Annotated in this window: 3 protein-coding genes; all 3 read right to left on the minus strand. The window is 40.6% G+C overall.

Going from position 1 to position 20,203, the window contains the following annotated elements:
* Nucleotides 1–74: 74 nt before the first annotated feature.
* The 3 genes from BUE24_RS10755 to BUE24_RS10765 all read right to left on the minus strand — a co-directional run bounded on the left by BUE24_RS10755 (nucleotide 75) and on the right by BUE24_RS10765 (nucleotide 20,199).
* Nucleotides 75–1,031 carry a PorP/SprF family type IX secretion system membrane protein gene (locus BUE24_RS10755; protein ID WP_073316023.1) on the minus strand — a complete coding sequence of 319 codons (957 nt, stop codon included), beginning with the start codon at nucleotides 1,029–1,031 and terminating at the stop codon, nucleotides 75–77.
* Between the two features lie 84 nt (nucleotides 1,032–1,115).
* Nucleotides 1,116–16,262 (minus strand): T9SS type B sorting domain-containing protein, encoded by a 15,147-nt coding sequence (locus BUE24_RS10760; RefSeq protein ID WP_170864589.1) that lies wholly within the window; start codon nucleotides 16,260–16,262, stop codon nucleotides 1,116–1,118.
* A gap of 58 nt (nucleotides 16,263–16,320) precedes the next feature.
* The gene (locus BUE24_RS10765; RefSeq protein WP_073316025.1) at nucleotides 16,321–20,199 is read right to left on the minus strand and encodes a PorP/SprF family type IX secretion system membrane protein; all 3,879 of its coding nucleotides are present in this window, start codon (nucleotides 20,197–20,199) and stop codon (nucleotides 16,321–16,323) included.
* Nucleotides 20,200–20,203 lie beyond the last annotated feature (4 nt).

Genomic DNA, 20,203 nt, shown 5'->3' on the forward strand with positions numbered 1-20,203 from the left:
AATGGATAAATAAATAATGTTTCGGCGTAAAAAAACCACCCAAATTGGGTGGTTTTTGCCTGTATATATTTTCTTTAGTAAGTACATCCACATTTACTCTGCCTACAACCAAAGTCAAGTCCTAATGTAATCAAGTGTGATCCAGCTGCAGTGGTTGGCTGTAATACTTCATTTACATTTACCTGATATCCATAAGCCACATAAAAATTAGCTTTTTTGATTCCTATCATGGGAGAGACAGATAAAGGCTTGAAATCCTGATCTACCAGGGATCTAACACTAATTCCTGCCCAATAATAATCTCCTCGATGTAGTTTACGAACTTTTAAGTTAAGGTCGGTTGTAGAACGTCCATCTCCAGCAAAATTCTGATACAATACCGAAGGTTCTATTTCTATATCACTAAATCGATGATAGAACGTATATCCGGTATAGATGTAATAGTTCTGGATGGTAGAAGGCTCTGTTGGATTAAAGTCGTCTATTTCCTTTTGTAATAAGTTTACCGCATTGGCACTCAAAAAGAATCGTCCTAAACGATATAGCAACGCAATATCGAAATTAGAATCATTTACGCTGATATCTGCCAATCCAGGAATTACCGGATTGTCAGGATCACCATTATTAAACTCTGAAGTATCAATACCAAACTGAGTAAACTTATAGCTTATCCCAAAAGATAGGTATTGATTATTATATTCACTCAGTGTTAAATGGTGCGCAAATGACAACTGAATCCCTCTTTGGGTAGTAAAACCATTCTGGTCATTAAACAGAATAGCACCTACTCCCGAACGATCTGATATCCGACCATCTATCGAAAGGGATTGTGTTCCCGGAGAGTCTTCAATACTTACCCATTGTTCGAAACCAGAAGCTCTGATCTGCCAACAATCTCCGATTCCCGCATATGCCGAGGATATCAAGTAAGGGTTATCTGCGATGTATTGATTCTGCACAGGAGCAAAAAACTCTTGAGCAAAGGTGCAATAGCTTGCAAACAGACTTAATATTACAATATACTTCTTCATCTACTATTTTTAATTACTGACCACTGACTTTTCGGTCGTTTGGCTATATCCACTTTGTTTTATAACTCACTTCTAATCTATATATTATCTATACAAGGTGAAGTGACCGGTAAACTCTCTATTGTCTATATCATTAAGGATAATCGTATACCAGTAATCTCCCGAAGGAAGTTCTTTACCTTGGTATGTTCCTTTCCATCCTTGTTGATCTCCTCTATACTCTGCCAACATTCTACCGTATCTATCGAATATGGTTACTTCCATATTTTCGAAGAAGAACGGATCGTCTGCATTTGGAGTTATCTGTCTTGGATACCAGAACCTTTCTTCGGTTGTCGCATTCGGATCATCCGGAGTAAAGTAGTTTGGTATACGGATATTGATATACGTTAAGAACTGTGTTACAATCACCTCACAACCGCTTGAGTCTACTACACGTATGATGTAATCTCCTGTCTCGCGGATTGCAAAAATATTGTCTTCCAATTCTATTTCATTTCCGTTGAAGGTCACAAAATAGGTATACGGTGGTACACCATCAGTCACAATAATCTCATACTCGTTAGGGTCTTGAGGATTATTGGTCATTTGTGCAACCGGCACAGACAATGGAACGTACTCTTCGATAATAATCGTTCCAACATCTACGGTACATCCTCCTGCATGTTCCATCGTACCTTGGTATTCTCCTGGCGCCACTTCAAACTCTCCTGTTAAATTACTATTTGGTGCAGGATCAGCAGTACCATTAATACCGGTAAGAGTAAAGATGATATCTGTGTTCACCGAATCAGGAGATAATTCAAAGTCGATGAAATATCTTGGTCCTGTGGTAATATTCGCCGGATTGTTTGGATCTCTAACCGGACACTCTAATCTAGGCGCAAGATCTGCATCAAGCATTACACCTGGATCGATCGTGATTGGTAAACTAATACGACAGTTATTAGCATCTCTAATGAATACTTCGGTTACTCCTGAAGGTAAATTTGTATAGGTAAACAGATCTACCACAAAGTCACCATCATTATTCGTGATATTCGTCTCATACGGAGGTGTACCTCCAGTGATTTCTATCGTGAATGCTCCATCGTTATCTCCGAAACATGTTTCTGGCATATTGAAGGTTTCTGTAGCCATCAACGTATTTGGTTCTAAGATTTCTCTTGTAAACGTTACATCACAACCATTAGCATCCTGAGCCAACACTAGGTAAATACCTGGCGCTAAGTTCTCGAAGGTGTGCTCGTTAGGAATACCATCTGAAGCATCGTTAAAGAATGTTCCAGGCATAGAATCTATCGCAAACGAGTATGGTGGTGTACCTCCCGCGGCAACAATTCTAATCGTACCATCATCTTCTCCGTTACAAGTTACATTCGTAAAGAATGCCTCTGGTTCGAATAATGGAGGGTTATCTATAGTAAATGGACGAGTCAACGTACAGCTATTATCACTTACAGATCTCGCCGTGTACTCATAGTTACCTGGAGGCAGATCTCTAAACTCTGTTGTAGACTGAGGTCCTAAAATTGTTGCTGTATCAAGATTTTCTAAGATAAACTCATAATCTCCTATACCACCACCCAGATCAGTAATATTAATGATCGCTGTAGCTTCATCACGACAGTTGATCATGGCTGCACTAAGATCCAATTGGAAAGTAATTGGATTGATCGGTACAACTGGCACTGGGTCAGATTGTGGTGATCTACATCCATTACCATCTATCACATAGAACACATACTCACCTTGAGGAAGGTTAAATATGTTAGATGCTGTTGGTGCAGACTCCACTGGGTTAAGAGGGTCCGTTACATTAATCTGAACAAACTGAGGCGTACCCACTGCATTAGTAGCACTTAGTGTTACTGTAGCAGTATTATCACTACATGTTACTGGGTCGATATCTACAATATCAATCAGTACTTGTGGTACATCGTTGATCACAGCCGTTGTTTGCGCAGTACATCCTAATTGATCGTATACGGTAATTGTATACGTATCAGGACCTAGGTTCTCGAATCTGTTTACGGTTTGTTGTACACTTTCTGGTCCTCCAGTTGGTGTAATTGTATAACGTAATGGGATATCCGTTGCTGTTGCAAGTACCGTAATTACTCCATCCGTTTCTCCGAAACAGCTAATACTACTATCAGGGATAGGCGTAATGGCCACATCGTCTGCTGGTGGTGTTACTGTTATCGTATCATCATCTGTACATGTAAATGTTCCATTATCATCTACAGCAGTTACTGTAAAGGTGAACACCCCTGCAGTATTGGTAGCTTGAGCAATTGATAATCCCTCAAACAATCCTGTGGTATTCACATCTCCAGTTTCTACAAGTGTGTAGGTTACATTTCCTCTTGCTCCACTTACACTTGTCTGGAATGAAATATCATTTGCAGGATCACAACTTTCCTGATCGTTGATTGGTACTAATGTAATTTCAAACGGAGTTGCAGGCCCATCTATAGTTACAATATTAGAGCTTCCTGTACATAGTGGAGCATTACGCTCTATGATATCTACTCTGTAGTTACCTACCCCTAATCCAGCTGGTGGTGGTGGAATCACAAACGTATCTGCCGTTGCAGGATCCACATCTGTATTTAGGTCTACTGTACTAGTGAACACCGTTACTTCTGGTGTTACACCCACATCAACGATTGTATATCCAAAGGCTCCTACATATTGCGAAACTGCAATCTGGATAGAACCATCAGCATCTCCGAAACAGGTTTCTGGAGTCTGTTGTGTAGCAACAATCTCAACCAGATCAAATGGGTCAATTGTATAATCTACCTCAACGAAACATCCTGTAGTTTGATCCGTGATTCTGAACACATATAATCCTACATCAGTAAGCGTAAAGTTAACATTAGTAGCGTTGGTCTCTACAGCAGGAGTTCCTGGGTTGTCTGCGGTTCCTGCAGGCACATTATTTTGTGGTGCTACTGCAACTGGACCACTGATTACTTCAAAGTTGAATGGACCCGCTCCATCAGTAACACTCACTGTCACATCTTCTCCCGCAGGACAAGTGATCGCAGTAACCTGTGTTACTGTAGGATCTTCCATGATTGGTAGATCAATGGTTTCTTGAATTACCATCGGTACGGTTTCACAACCATTACTATCAGTAACTTCAATATCATAAGTACCCTCTTCTGCAGCTGTAAACTCATACTGTACTCCTACAGCTACCGCATCAGCATCTGTAATATTAGTATCAGTTATTGTAGCTCCAGAAGGTGTAGTATAACTTACGCTATACGGTGGTGTTCCATCTTGAATAGTTACGGTCACCGTTGGGAAGTTTTCTGTTGTTCCTGTACAAGTATAGTTCCCTGGATCAACACTAGCTATTACTTGAGTTGCATTTGGTATTACAAAAGCAACCAAACCAGAACATCCACTAGCCGAAGTTACCTCTACCAGGTACTCACCTGCTGTAGGATGTGGTGCAGGAAGCGCATCAAAAGATAAACCTGTAAATGTTGGGTTATCTATTTGTGGTGCTCCTATTGCTGCTCCAGTAATGGCAAGAGTTCCTCCATTATTTTCATACAATTGGTAAGAATATGGACCGTCTCCATCAGTTCCTGCTTGTAGGGTGATTACAACACTTCCGTCGCTATCGCCAATACAAGATACTCCCACTGGCGAAGCAGCTGCAGGTACTGGATCAACCGGTATAGGTAAAGAAACTGCTGTGTTTACAGAACATCCAGAACCAGTAGCCGGTGGTGTATTGCTATCAACTACAGTTACCGTATATGATCCTGCAGTAACAGGCGTGAATACGTTTGCTCCTGCACCATTTTGTACGATTGGTGCGATTGGTGTTCCACTACTATCCGTACCGCTTAAGGTAAACGTAAAGTTAGTAGGATTCGCGGCAAAATCAGAACCTCCTGTTACCGTTGCTGTGATCTCTCCTCCAACATCTGTTCTACATTGTGGATCACCAGTAAATGTTGCAGTAATAGTCAATTCTGGTACAATGGTAATGGTTTCATCTGCAGAGACACAACCATTTTCGTCGTACACTCTTACGGTATATATTCCTGGTGTAGTCACCGTAAAGTCATGGGTAGTACCATTTACATTACCTGGTACTTGTCCGCTACCTGCTGGTCCTATTTCAAAGGTAAGTGCATTGGTAGCCGGTGCAACAACAGGCACATTACTAGTCCCTACTACTCTTATCGTATAATTATCATCAAACACACAAGGATCTGTCCAGGTTACTGAGTCTACCGTTGGATCTTCTGTTCTTTCTACTGTTTCTAATATAGAAACAGGATTAGAAATACAACTATTATCATCAGTTACTTCAATAGTATAGTTTACTGTTGTAGCTGGAGCTGTTACTGGTAACAAGAACTCATTAGTAGTGTTCGTTGTTGTATTCGTAATTACAGTAGCACCAGCGGTTGCTGTATAGGTATATGGAGGAGTTCCTCCTGTTACAACTACTGTTACTCTTGCGTCTTCATTACAATTTGCATTTTCATTATTTGTAATGCTAAATCTCAATTCTTCTGGTTGTTCTAGTGTAATTCTGTTTGAAGTTGCGTCACAGAATGGTGCATCAGTTGCAGTTACTACAACCTCGAACACTCCTGCTGGTAAACTTCCAACACTAATCGGGTTTGTAAATCCAGCAAGTTCAGAACCTGATGTTACCACACCTGCGGTGGTGCTTACAATATCATAATCAAAAGCACCGGTATAATTTGCAACCGAGAATTCTAATGTTCCTGTATTTACATTAAAGCATGTTAAATCAAGACCAGCAGTTGCTGTTACTTCAATAACATCAAACTCAGGAACATCATATGTTGTTGTTATATCACAGTTTAGTCCTAAACCATTAACATCTCCTTGATCTACAATTCTGAAGGTATATGTACCTATGCTTGGTAAATTAAAGAACTGCGCAAGACGAGTTCCTGGAGGTGTATCAATCGCTGGAGGCAGTGTAACACTTGCAGGTCCAGAAATCACCTCAAACAAGAAATCACCTGATCCTCCTTGAATAGAAACTTCAACAATCTCGTCTCCAATTCCTGCCGGTGGAGGTGTTTGACAGTTGATTGCCTGCGTTTGTGTCACTAGTGGATCAAACATTGGTGTATAAGGCGCAATAACTACATTATCTATTGCAGAAGGACAGTTGTTGCTATCAAATATCTGAATGTTGTACGTTCCTGGTATTGGTGCTTCGATAGAAGTCGTAGGAAGCGTTACAGGAATATTAGAAATTACCGTAGCATCTGGTCTAGTTACTTGAGCCGTATAAGGCGCACCATTTCCATTTAATACATTGGTAATTTCTATTGTTGCATTGGTATTCCCATCACAATCAAATTGATCTGCTTGATCAGCATCAAAAGTTGGAACGGTAACATCATCTATTGTATAATCTTCTGTATCAATACAAACCACATCATCTGTTGCACCAGGACCATTTGGTTCTGTTGCTCTAACTTCAACGGTATAGGTACCAGGTCCTAAATTGTCAAATATAGGACTCGCCTGTGGTCCTCTAAGCGTTGGACCAGCAGTAATTTCATAGGTATATGTTGCCGTATTATCCACAGTCGATGGTGGTGGTGTAGTTCTTAAAATAGCTGTCAACGTGCCATCTGTAGCTCCGTTACATGAGATACTTGGGTTTGTTGTTGGCTGAATCAACACTGGTTCTATAGGTGCTTCAATACTTACTGGAGCCGTAAATGTACATCCAGGTGCTGGACCTCTTCCGTCGTCAGTAATTTCAACTACATATTCTCCAACCGGTACATTTTCAAATACTCCAGGAGAGGATTGAACCACTCCACCAGGAACAGTTGTACCATTAACTCCAGTGAGAACAAATGTTAATGTTCCTGCTGCAGTTCCTGTAGTTAGAGTCGTTGTAATGATACCATCTTCTGCCAAACAATTTGGTGCTGTGGTAAATTCTGCCTCAAACTCTAACGGATCAAATACGGTAATATTAATAGGTGTTGATGGACATCCATTTCCATCGATAACGGTAATCGTATATGTTCCCGCTGCAGTTACAGTAAACTCATGTGAAGTACCATCAGTAAACTGCTGTACATTTGCCGGAGTACTTACTTCAAAAATCTCATACAATAAAGTATTTGAAGGAGTAATAAGTATTCCCGTAGCATTAACCGTAAATGTATAATTATTATCGTACGTACAAGGATCATCCACAAATGGTGGAGTATCAAAAGACGCAGTTGGTAGTGCATCCACAGATGCTACCACTTGCTCATATCCTTGTATACAGTCATTATCGTCTATAACAGCAATATAGAATATCGCTCCATCTGTTGTTCCTAAATCGATAACATTACTTGTTAAGGTAAAATCACCTGGTACTAATGCAGCCAGTGCAGTTACAGGAGTAGTTCCTGATCCATCATCATCCACTCTTACATAACGATATCCATCTGCCGTACCTGCAGTAAATGGTGTACCTCCTGTAGTAGTCATAATTACCGTTGAAGACACATTACAGTTACCATTGGATATTGGTCCAGCGTTCAATGTTATCGGATCTGCTTCATCAATAGTAAAGAAATCTGATGCTGTTGAACAAAGTCTTGCTCCATTTGTTTCTGTTACTCTAATAAAATAATCTCCTGGAGGTAATCCTCCTCCTACTGGAGTAGAATCTGTGTTAGAGTTAATGGTCACAGGTCCTCCTGGAGCAGCCACATTTCCTACAAGAACAGGCGCTGCCGGTGGTGGGTCAAATCTTCTAAAGATTTCCCAGTCTATAGTTTGGCCAGCAACAACTTCATAGTTATCAACCACAAACTCTACGATACCATCGTCTGCACCATCGCATTGCTCCGGTGTCACTGTTCCTAGAGTTACATCTGGAGCACTTGGAGGTGTTATCTGGAAAATCTCCTGATAAACACAATTTGTAGTTTGGTCAACAATAGTAACCGTATAGAAAATACCAAACTCTAGTACCCCTGCTGCCACTTGGTGGTCATTAATTATACCAACTGGTGGTGGGAATAATGCGTTTGGCGGTGCTCCATCATTCAATGCAACTGGTGGCGTAACAATACCATCAATTTCGATGGTAAAAGGTCCTGTACCGTTTCTAACATATACGTCTAATACAGCTCCAGTAGCACAACTACCCGCCGGGTTTAAAAATGCTCCTAAATCATCGACCTCATTTCTAATTTCAAAAGGATGTGTAATACTACACATATTACCATCGGTAATATCTAGTTCATAATTACCAAAAGTTAAAGGTGTAATCAGTACTTGGTTAGGCAAAGGATGTGAAATTCCTGGTGCCACAACTACTGTACCATTACGTCTAAGTACGTAAGTAAGACTAGAAGCATTTGCAGATGCATCTGGAGTTCCCCCATCAAGATCCAATAAAATGGACCCATCTTGTGGCACTCCACCAACACTACAGTCAATATTAGTTATTACCTCATTGACTACTTGTAATTCATCTGGCTGAGTAACTGTGACCGAACCGTCATAATTACAACCTGTTACGGTATTACTAAATGTATAGTTATATGTCCCAGCACTTTGATTTGGTATCGAGATGGTCGTATTAGTTACTGTTGTTGCAGCGCCACCATCATAAGTCAATTCGAAATCTCCTAGATTTGGTGCACTGAAATTAATAACAACTGTACCTGTATCTCCAAAACAGGCTAGATCAACCTGCGGTGAATTAAAGGTTGGCGCAACTGGTGCAACAAACTCGATCGGATCAGATAGTCCAATACAACTTTGTCCATCCATAATCCTGAACTGATAAGTTCCACCGGTTGTTGTTGTGAAATTAGTAAAAGCTGGTCCTGGCTCATTTACATGAAGATTCCATGTAGCTCCACCGTCGGTACTAAATTCAATAGTATAGTTTGGTGCAGGAGCATATCCATTTGCCACGGTAAATCCTACACTACCAGCAGTTAAAGGATCAGCAGGATTACCAGACACATTACATGTAATTTCTGATAATTTTGTCGCTGTTAATTCTACAGGTTCTTCTATAGTAACATCTAGTGTCGCCGAAGCACAACCTCTTTCATCTGTAACAATAAACTGATACACTCCTGCCTGAGAAAGCGTTGGTGGAGGTGTAGTTGTAAAAGTAAATGGAACGGCAGCTAAAGTTATATTTGTTGGTCCAGAAACAGGGTTCCCGTCTCTAGTAAGTGTATACGTATGTGCTCCTGTACCCAAAGCCGTAACTTCCACTACAAAACTCACTTCTCCATCTGGATTTAAACAGAAATCTGCAGAATCTAATCCTATTGCAGGAACAGGTAGAGGGTTTATAGTAATTTGTTGAGCTGCAGAAGGACAATTGTCGGTGTCCGTAACAATAATTTCAAACGTTCCATCAGGAAGGTTTTCGTAAGGTATCGCAATATCTCTTGGAGAAACTACCGGATTAGCAAAAATATCATTAACTGGGTTTCCAGCACCATCTGTTAGTGAGTACTGGTATGGTCCTCCATTTCCTCCAGACACTCCACTAATGGTTATTGTATTTCCATTAATACAAGATTGATCTGGTGTATCTATTGTAAAGTTAATCGGCGTAGGCTCGGTGATTACAACCGTTTCAGTATCTGTACAATTCGTATTTACAGTAGCGTCAGCATTGGTAACTTCGATGGTATAAGTACCATCTTCTAAACCTGTAACCGTTAACGGATCTGCTGGGAACGTACCTGTAGCCACAACTGTTGTAGCCGGAGCAGGTCCCGTAACCTCAAATGTAAAGTTAGTAAAGGTTGCTGTATCTACATTAAACGTAAACGCACCATCGTTTCCATTAATACAAGTAACTGGTTGCGTTTGGGCAGCACTTATAATTTCTATTTCATCTAAAAGAGGTTGATTAAAGTCTACAAAATCTGTACACTCATTATCACTTCTTCTTGCAGTTACTCTATACGTAACTCCATTGGTAAAGGTATAACTTGTTGTATTACTAAATGCTGTTGATCCTGTAGCGGCTGCACCAGTTGCTGGGTCTGGTGTAATACTAAATTCATACTCTTCAGGTGGCGTTAATGCCGGAGTAGCTGATAGGGTTACCTCAGTTGTTTGATTGGTACAATCCTGATCACCTGGGGTTACCGTCACGGTATCTACTTCCAATATTGGATCGATGGTTATTGGGAAGGTTTCCAAACAGTCATCTGTAGCAGCATTTCTAACAGATAACGTAAAGTTTCCATCTGTGCTAAAGTCAATTGTAAACGCAGTAGTTCCCGCTGCGTTAAAGTTGGTACCATCTATACTCCACTCATAGCTTCCGGAACCACCTCCAAGTGTTACTTGCACTTGAGCATCTGGGGTAGCCGTACAACTAAGATCTCTGATATCTACAATAGCTGCCGTAATTGCTGCTGGATCATTCAAGGTAGTATTAAAGTCGAATGTACAAGGAGGAGTAGCTCCAGAACCATCTGTGATAGTTACTGTATGTAGGCCATCGTCAACATTACTGAAAGTAACCATAGTATCTCCCGTAGGTCCTATTTGAGTAGCTGCAACACCATCAAGAATATAAATAAATGGTCCTTCTCCTGCTGTAACCTCAACCTGTATTGTACCATCGGTAAGTCCATTACAAGATGGATCTTCTGGTGTTAAAGTAGCGGTGACAGCGTTAAACGGAGTCACTGTTACCGTATTCGAAAATGCAGTACAACCTGCATCGTCAAGTACTCCAACCACATAATCTCCAGGTACCAATATCGCACTTGTAAATGGAGAGGCGATATTCCCTCCTCCTGCGATAGGGGTTCCTAAAGATCCTGCAGCATACAAATCGAATCGGTCATAAGTTCCACTTCCATCTGCCGCCATAAATTCTATCGTAGCTTCAGGATTGTTACAATCTATATCTTGGGTTAACGTTGCTGTTATCGTTAACTCTGGATTAATTGTAAAGTTTTCTACCGCAGTTACACAGTTGGTAGTTGTATTGGTTACCGTAACTGTATATGCACCTGGGATTAATCCAGGGATCTCAAACGTATTTGCCGGAGCCGATACTGGAGGTGTAGTTGCTAAAAATGTAACCGCAACATTATTTGCCGTAACTGGGCCAGTTAAGGTATACTCGAATGGCCCTAAAACTGGTGGCGCTGGAGATGTACTTGGTGTAATTGTAATCCACTGTGTTGCCGGATCTGTATCCACACAAGCATCCCCTCCCGCTACTGCGGCAATTGTTGGTGGTACAAACTGATCTACTACACGTACTTCTGAAATTTCACAGGCATCGGTAGAATTTCCATCTCTTACAAATACCGTATAATCTCCAGCTGCAAGACCGGTAAATGAGTTATTGGTATTCGGATAAGCAAATCCTGTAACTGGTAAGCCTGTTCCGTTATCTATTAATTGGAATTGATACGTTCCGCTACCTCCTGTAGCCGTAGCCGTTATGGTACCGGTATCAGCACCACAATTTGCAGGAGTTGAAGATGTACCAAGTGTTAAAGCGTTAGCTGGTTCTGTTATTACAACGGTCTCACTATCTGTACAGTTTGCAGAAGGAGGTGTTAAAGCATTGTCAGTCACATCAATGGTATATGTACCTGCAGGTAAAGAACCTTCTGTGATGGTTATAGGATCTGTTCCGGTTCCGGTTCCTGTCCTGTTCACTGGTCCTGTAATTTCGTAATCAAAATTAGTACTATTAGCAACCGTAAATGTCAATTCTCCATCACTAAATCCAACACAACTTACAGGGTCGCTTTCTACGGCACTTGTAATTTGGATTTCTGGTATACTATCTTCAGTAAATTGCTCAGAATAGGTACAATTATTAGCTGTATTTGTAGCGGTAACCGTATATATTATACCTCTTCTTAATCTAAATTCTCCCGCTCCAGGACCACTTGATACTGGTGCTGGTACTACACTATAGGTATAGGTGGGTCCTGCTGGAACAGCAGTAGCCGTTATATTATAGGTTTGAGCCGAACAGTTTGATGCTCCTGGTACCGTAAAGTCAATATCATCTACAGTAACCAAAGGATCAATATCTACCGGAAAGCTAACTGCACAAGTACCGGTTCCTTGATTACGTATATATACTGTATAACTTCCTGCAACACTAACTGGGATATCAAAAGGATCTGAAGTAATGTTCGCAAATCCAGAGGTAGGATTAAAACTCCACTCAAAAGTAGAAGATCCACCGGATAATCCTGATATTGTTATGATCGCAGTATCGTTTGGTGCCGGATTACAGCTTAACTCTCTAGTAACAGCTACCGTAGCATTGATATCTACTGGGCTAGCAATTGCAAAATCAGTACCATCTACAGGACAAATAGGTCCTGCCGTTGGATCGGTAGTATTGTTATGGAATACTCGAACTCTATAAGATGTTAAATCTGGTACATTTACAAAAGTAATATCTCTAGAGGTAGACACAATCTCCTGTACTACAGTATATATAGGACTTACCGGATCCATATCAGTGGTATTTAACAACTGATAGGTGTATTCTCTACCGGCCACTTCTGGAGATACCTCTACTCTAACCTGTCCACCGTCTCCCGGACATGGTGGTTGTGTTACAGTTACATTATCTAGAACAATCGGTTCGTAAGGAGAGATCCCTGTAATACTTGCCTCAATAATACAAGCAGGAGTTCCTGCTGGTAAACTCGTATCACTAACAAAGAATGTATAGGTTGTTGAAGGATCTGCAGGTCTAGGAATTTCAAATTGATTACTTGGTCCAAAAGAACCAGTACCATCGTCAAATTCATAACTACCGGATCCTGATGTTACCACAACCTCTACAATTGCCCCACTATCACAAGTTTCTGGAGCAACCAATACTACATTTGCGGTAAACGGAGTGGCTGGATCAATCGTTACTGTTTGTGTCTCGATACACTCAGGGTCTGGTCTGTTTGAGATTACCTCTACAGTATAGGTTCCTGGGTTCAAGTTATTTTGTGTGTAGTTACCATTATTGGCACTACTATTTGGAATAATAATTGGCGAAGTAAGTCCACCTCCAGAAATGGTATATTGATATTCTGGAGAACCTCCTGTTACTTGAATCTGAATACTACCTGTACCTGTTCCGTTATCGTCATTGGTACACGATGGGTTAGATCCTGTTATGTTAAAGGTAGGATTAATTTCAGGAACGTTGATCGTTGCCGTATACTCACAACCTGGGAAGGTGGTGTCTATACCATATACGGTAATGTCTCCTCCTGCTCCAGGCGCAATTGGGAATACCGTTGTATTACTATATGGCCCACCTGATGTTAAACTAAATTCAAAGTTTGTTGGTGCGTTAGTTACGCTTACACTACCTGGGTTACCACACTCTATCGGTTGCATCGCCAAGGTAGGTTGGAAATCATTTTTAAATACACTAAAGAAGAATGGAATCAAACACCCTCCATCAAACTCTGCAAGGATTCTATAATCCCCTGCATCAGAAACGGTAAAATTAGGTGTGTTTCCTCCTGGCTCTTCTACCCAGTTTGCATCAGTACATGCTCCAGATAATAATGAACATGGATCGTTTGAATCCAACACACAAGAACCACTTGGAGTTAGACGTTGCCATGAAATGGATTGTAAGTTTAAAGATGGATCAAAGTTTGTTTCTAGTAAGAAATCCTGATCACCACATAATAAGATTTGTGGAAGTTCTAAACCACTACAATTTGCAGTAATTACACTTGTTCCGTTTACATAATCTAAAACTGGATTTTGAATTGTTCTAAAGTCTGCTACCGTAAACTCCTCCGTAAGTGTCATACAAGTACCATCAGACGGATCTGTATCTTCTTTGATTACCGTATACGTACCTGCTTGCGGATTTGTAGGTGTAAATATATTTGCATTTGGTCCAGTTTGTACCACTGGTGGTGCAATCCCTGGTCCAGACCAAGTATATCTATCATATCCACCACCTGCAACCAACTGCAAGTTGTTATTACAAAACGTTACATCAAAATTACAAGATGGTACATTTACCAAGAAGTTAGTGGCCTCTCCATCTGTATTACCACAGGCTCCGATCACACTACTACTGTTATTGGTTGCAGTAACCCCTGATATAGCTCCCGTAAAGGTAGCTAAAGCTGAGTTTTGGATCACATCAGAACATGCATCTCTCAATTCTTCGCAACTGTTCACCAGCTGCACTCTAAATCGTATAAAAATTGGGGCATCTGTTTCTTCAACTATGCTAGCAGGAATATCAAAATCGATTATTCCTGGTACAGAGTCGTCAAAAGTAACTCCAGGAGGTAATGTTGATGTTTGTATGCTTACTAAATTTACATTGGCAGGAAGCACATCTCGAATAGTAACCGTACCATCCACCAAATCTTCATTACCTACATTTTCGATCTCTAGGTCATAAAACAGCTCATCACCAAGCTCTACAGTAGCATTGGTGATTTCGGTAGTACCATCGGTATCAAAAACTCTCTTAATGATCCGCAATTCGGGTTCTATAATTTCAATAGAGAAGGTATTTAAGAATACCCGATAGGTATCCTGGTCGGTAGATAATCGGAAAGTTGCATCGGTTTGATCATTTCCGATTAATTGATTACCCGTATTGTCCAGATCAAAAAGGTCAATATCAAATCCTAAAGTGTTTTCCGAATTCGGATTACGACCTGTTAGGTATTGATGATTAAAAGTAATCGAACTATTAAAAAAGTTGATCGTTGGATTAATATCAAAATTGTTAGCCGGAGCAGTATTATCTTCTCCAAGCGGCACAAAATTAGAAGGTGTATTGGTATCTTCAATTAATAACTGATCTCCATTAGGTCTAAAGGTCGTAGCACCCAAACTACGGTCACCTTCAAGGGCGGCTACACCATAACGTACTTCTACTGGCAGTGGTGCTGGTAAAGAAGTAAATCCTGTATAGGTAAAATCTACATCAGGATCACTATTTCGTATTTGTACGAACCCGTCATTGGTACTAATAAACTTACTACTTTCGAGCGGATCTTCATAAATAATCACAAGTACCCATCCTCCAGAAGCTCCAGAGGCCCCCGAGGTTCGACCAATGGTAGCGTTCATATTTGCTACGGTATAAGTACCATTTGTGTTGTTTTGGTCTATTAAATTAGTTACATTCGAATAACATACATAAGGTACATCATCAGTCGCATTTGGATTTTGTGAACCATCAGACAAAAGGTTGGTCGGTGTATTTCTATACCCGTCATAAATTACATTTTGTGCAGTGATATCTACATATGATCCGCCTGGTACTCTAAACTTAATATTTCTAAAATCTGCATCACCTATTTTTCTGGCATCTGCCAAAGGCAATCCAGTTAATAATTCATCACCAGTAGTGGTATCTACTACACCACCCAAAGTAGCATTAACCGTACTACTTGCCATTTGAGTAATCAATGCTTCACCATTTGCTTGGTCCATCATTACTGCAGGAATAGTAATCGCACCATTACCTCCGCCCATAGCAAAAGGAGCTCCTCCATTATTATTTACTATAATAACCGCAATAGCTCCTGCGTTTTGAGCGTTGATCACTTTCTGAGTAAAACCGCAAAACCCTCTTCGTATTACTGCGATATTACCATTAATGGCTGCCGAATTTTGTAACGGAGCATCACAACCATCTGTAAACCCACTAGCATCTATTGCTAACACTAAATTTCCCGTTACTCCCGGATTTGGTGGTGGGACATTACCTGGAGTGAAATTATTGTCTACAACATCATAATCGCCCGCCAGACCAGTATTATTTACCGTAAGTGTACTGCTGGTTATAGGAATCCTCTCTAGATAATACGTGGCACTCCAATACAGACCCGCATATACAATCTCTGTACACTCCGGTCTTGGGGTATTGATATCTGCACTACTCGAACTAAATGTCGTTGGATCACCATCGATATCGATATAGTCGGATATACTGTTACCGTTATTGAAATTACCATCGTATGCAGCATTTGGATCATATACAACATTGTCGCTGTCGCTGTCAACCAAACCAACAATGGCGTTACCATTCATGATCAGGTTACCGTTAATCCTGTTTTGCGTCTCCCTTGTAGAAAGGGGGATGATTTCCTGCGCATATAAAGTGCTTATGTTACTGGCGATCATCAACAACATCACCAAAACTATTTTGAGGGCTATTTTGGTTTTCATAAGCTGAGTATTTAGTGTTTTATTTTGGGTCATTATGGTGTTTACGTTGGGCGTTTATTTACTGTATTTTCAAGATGTATAAGTCTCCACTGAACGATCCTTCTACATTCGAGAATAAACTCTGTTTCGCACTATCCAGATCATCAAATCGTTTCAGGTACACATAGATATAGTTATCTTTTGGGTTTCTGAAAAACTGTGGCTCAAGTCCTTGTGATCTCAATTTCTCCATACCTCTTTCGAAATAGTTCTCTCTCTTGAAAATATTGGTAATCAAATAATATCCATTTTCAATATTATGTCCTCCGATATAAGATAGACTCTCAGTCAATACCGTATCGTCTTTTACTGTATCGGTGATCAATCTCGTCTCTTGTAGCAGTTTCTTGTACGATGCTACTCTACTCTTCGCAATATGCAGGATCCACATATCTCCATAGTATCTATTATCAATACTGTTTAGATATTTCTCGGCCGCTTCATCCTTATCTTCGTAGTATTCGATAGCTACGTACTGGAATTGGTTTTCTGGGTTTAAGATGATCTTAGAATTATTAAATCCTAGATCACTTAATGTCTCCGTAAACTTTTGTGCGTATGTTCCTCCCTTGAATACATTACCAATCAGATAATATCCTTCTGGATATCCTGGGATATACTTAGTTGCATATTGTGCTTCAGGTCGAGTTGCATCAGCAAACTTGATGAACCTGTTATTTGCTGAAAGCCTCTTAGAACTTGTAGGATCTGAATCTTTAGCTTCTTCGGCATCGTCGTTCATACTTACTAACGATTCAAGTAACTTATTAAATCCTCGTTTATCTACATTCAAACTCGTTGTTAATAATGAGTCTCGTCGAGCGAATAGCTTACTAGAGATACGCGTATTGTCATCAAGTTCTTTCTTAATTTCATCAAGACCTTCTTCATTCTCTTGAGTAGCAGCGGCAGCTTCTTGTCTCTGTCTTTCCTCTTCGGCAGCGGCAGCAGCGGCTTCAGCTTCTGCTTCTTGACGCAATCGCTCCTCTTCTGCCAATCTCGCAGCTTCTGCTTCTTTCTCGGCAATCTTAGCATTAAGCTCTCCTACCAGACCATCTACATCTGCTTGTGGTAAGATATCGCTTCCTTGTACGATACCTAATTGAGATCTTAAAGCATCTAGGTCACCATTGGCGATAACCGTTCTGGTTTGATCAATTAACTCTTGAACTCTACGTGCCTCTTCAGCTTGACGTTGCTCTTCTGCTAATCGAGCAGCTTCTGCAGCTTCCTGACGTAATCTTTCTTCTTCTGCCAATCTCGCAGCTTCTGCCTCTTTCTCGGCTATCTTAGCATTAAGCTCTCCTACCAGACCATCTACATCTGCTTGCGGTAAAATTGTGCTACCCTGTACAACATCTAACTGTGATCTTAAAGCATTTAAATCACCCTCATTAAGTATTGTTCTTGTTTGATCGATTAATTCTCTAATGCTTCGTTGTTGTTCTGCCAACTGGGCCGCCTCAGCCTCTTTCTCGGCAATCTTGGCATTAAGCTCTGCAACAAGACCATCTACGTCTGCCTGTGGTAAAATTGTACTACCCTGTACAACATCAAGTTGAGATCTCAAGGCATTTACATCGCCATCATTGAGTATCGTTCTTGTTTGATCGATTAATTCTCTAATACTTCGTTGTTGTTCTGCCAACTGAGCTGCCTCAGCTTCTTTCTCGGCAATCTTGGCATTAAGTTCTGCAACAAGACCATCTACGTCTGCCTGTGGTAAAATTGTACTACCCTGTACAACATCAAGTTGAGATCTCAAGGCATTTAAATCACCCTCATTAAGTATCGATCTTGTTTGATCAATTAATTCTCTGATATTACGTGCTTCTTCTGCCTGGCGTTGCTCTTCTGCAACACGCGCAGCATCTGCAGCCTCCTGACGTAATCTTTCTTCTTCGGCAGCGGCAGTAGCCTCAGCTTCCTTCTCTGCGATCTTGGCATTAAGCTCTCCTACCAGGCCATCTAAATCTGCCTGTGGTAAGATACCGCTTGCTTGTACTATTCCTAACTGAGATCTAAGAGCTTCCAAGTCTCCTTCGCTAATCACTGATCTTGTTTGTGCAATCAATTCCTGAATATCATCAGCTTGTTTCTCAGCAATCTTTGCATCGATATCTGCCAATAATCTTTCTTTTTCAGGATCTGGAATAAACTGATTTGATCTTACTAAGTCTGCCTGACTTCTCAACGCATCAGAATCACCATCAGAGATCACTTGACTAGTTGTTCTTTCTAATTCTCTTAGACTTCTTGCCGCTTCTTCTTTACGTTGCTCTTCTGCAGCAATACGGGCAGCTTCTTGCTCTTGCTCTACTCTTTGTTGTTCTGCAAGTCTAGCTTCTTCTGCAGCTTGTTGTTTTGCAGCTTCGGCTTCTCTTGCAGCTTCCTCTTGAGCGACACGAGCGTCTTCGGCAGCCTGTTGTTCAGCAGCCTCGGCTTCTCTTGCAGCTTCTTCCTGTGCAATACGGGCCTCTTCTGCAGCCTGCTCTTTGGCGGCTTCTGCCTCTCTTGCAGCTTCTTCTGCAGCTATTCTTTGCTCTTCAGATTCTTCAACGGTAACTTCTTTTTCTATTGCTTTCTGAGAAGCTAATCCTTCCTCTTCATCTCCTTGTTCGTCTAATTCTCTTTCAAGCGCTCTTTGTGCAGCCAGACGTTCTTCTTCAGCTTGTTTGTTGAGTAACTTTACTTCTTCTTCTCGTTGTAACTCTAGTTCTCTTGCTGCTTTTGCTTCTTTTTCTTTAGCTTCAGCAATAGATCGTTCAAGTTCACTCATTGCTCGTTCCTCATTACTTTGAGTGGTTCCTTGTTCATCCTGAAGTTCTCTAATAATCTTATTCTGTTCAAGAATTTCTTTCTTCAATCTTCTGATTTCAGAGTCTCTTTCTTCGTATGCTTTTTGAGTACTAGATTTTGGTCCGCCTCTTCGTCTTCTAGGTCTTTCTTTCTGGAAATTATAGGCTAGTCCTACCTCATGGGTAGAGCCAAAATTACTGGTATCTCCAAGACCCATCTCGTAGGTATATCCCACAGATACATTTTCTGTAATATTACCACCAATACCCAAAGAGGCACCATAAAAACTATTGTAACCGGCCTGTGCCCAACCTAATTCTGGAAACTCTACAATTACGTTTCCACCATATCGTAAACTTGAATCGCTTTCAGCTTCGTCAGCACTGGTAAGCATATTGGCATATGCCATCCCTCGTATAGTCTTGTCTGATCTTCTTTGTAAACTCGTAGTGTACATTACATGGCCTGTAAATGCCATGTTATCCGTTAATAATTCGCTACCACTCAGGTTATATGCTGCAAGATTGGATACAGATACCCCTACATCAAACTCAGCATAATTAAAGTTAACCCCAGGAGAGAGGGTAAATACCGAACTGTTTTCAAAATTTAATATCGTTGGATCACTTACTTCTACTCCATTATTCAAAACGATACTAGTGGCAGAATCGATATTCGATTTCAGACCACTTTGTGAGAACGCCAGGTTTAACCCAAACGTAAAATTCATATCTCTGTCGAACTCCAAGTTGTATGCAAAATTGGCAATACCTCCAAAATATCTGTAAATCCCTTCATTTTGCTGATGCAGACCTATACCAACTCCTGTTTTCTCATCAAAATTGGCGGTGTAATTGATTAAATATGTTTGTGGATTATCATTGAAACCTGCCCATTGTGTTTTGTTATAGGCATTGATTGATTTTTTGTTTTCACGAACTAAAGAAAAGGTGGGGTTGAAGTAAAAACGGTTATATTTAACCAAGTTATGGGTAGGTATGTCCGTAGGAAGCACACCAAAAACTGTAGCGTCTTCTTCTTGCCCTCTAACCATGTTAAGAGAAAAACATATTATTAATACAAGTAATTTTCTGACCATAAAA

It is taken from the genome of Aquimarina spongiae, assembly GCF_900141785.1.
Lineage (GTDB): Bacteria > Bacteroidota > Bacteroidia > Flavobacteriales > Flavobacteriaceae > Aquimarina > Aquimarina spongiae.

What these genes read in the sequence shown, in the direction of transcription:
- BUE24_RS10755 (WP_073316023.1), bottom strand. Translation starts at nt 1,031, where the DNA reads ATGAAGAAGTATATTGTAATATTAAGTCTGTTTGCAAGCTATTGCACC.
- BUE24_RS10760 (WP_170864589.1), bottom strand. Translation starts at nt 16,262, where the DNA reads ATGAAAACCAAAATAGCCCTCAAAATAGTTTTGGTGATGTTGTTGATG.
- BUE24_RS10765 (WP_073316025.1), bottom strand. Translation starts at nt 20,199, where the DNA reads ATGGTCAGAAAATTACTTGTATTAATAATATGTTTTTCTCTTAACATG.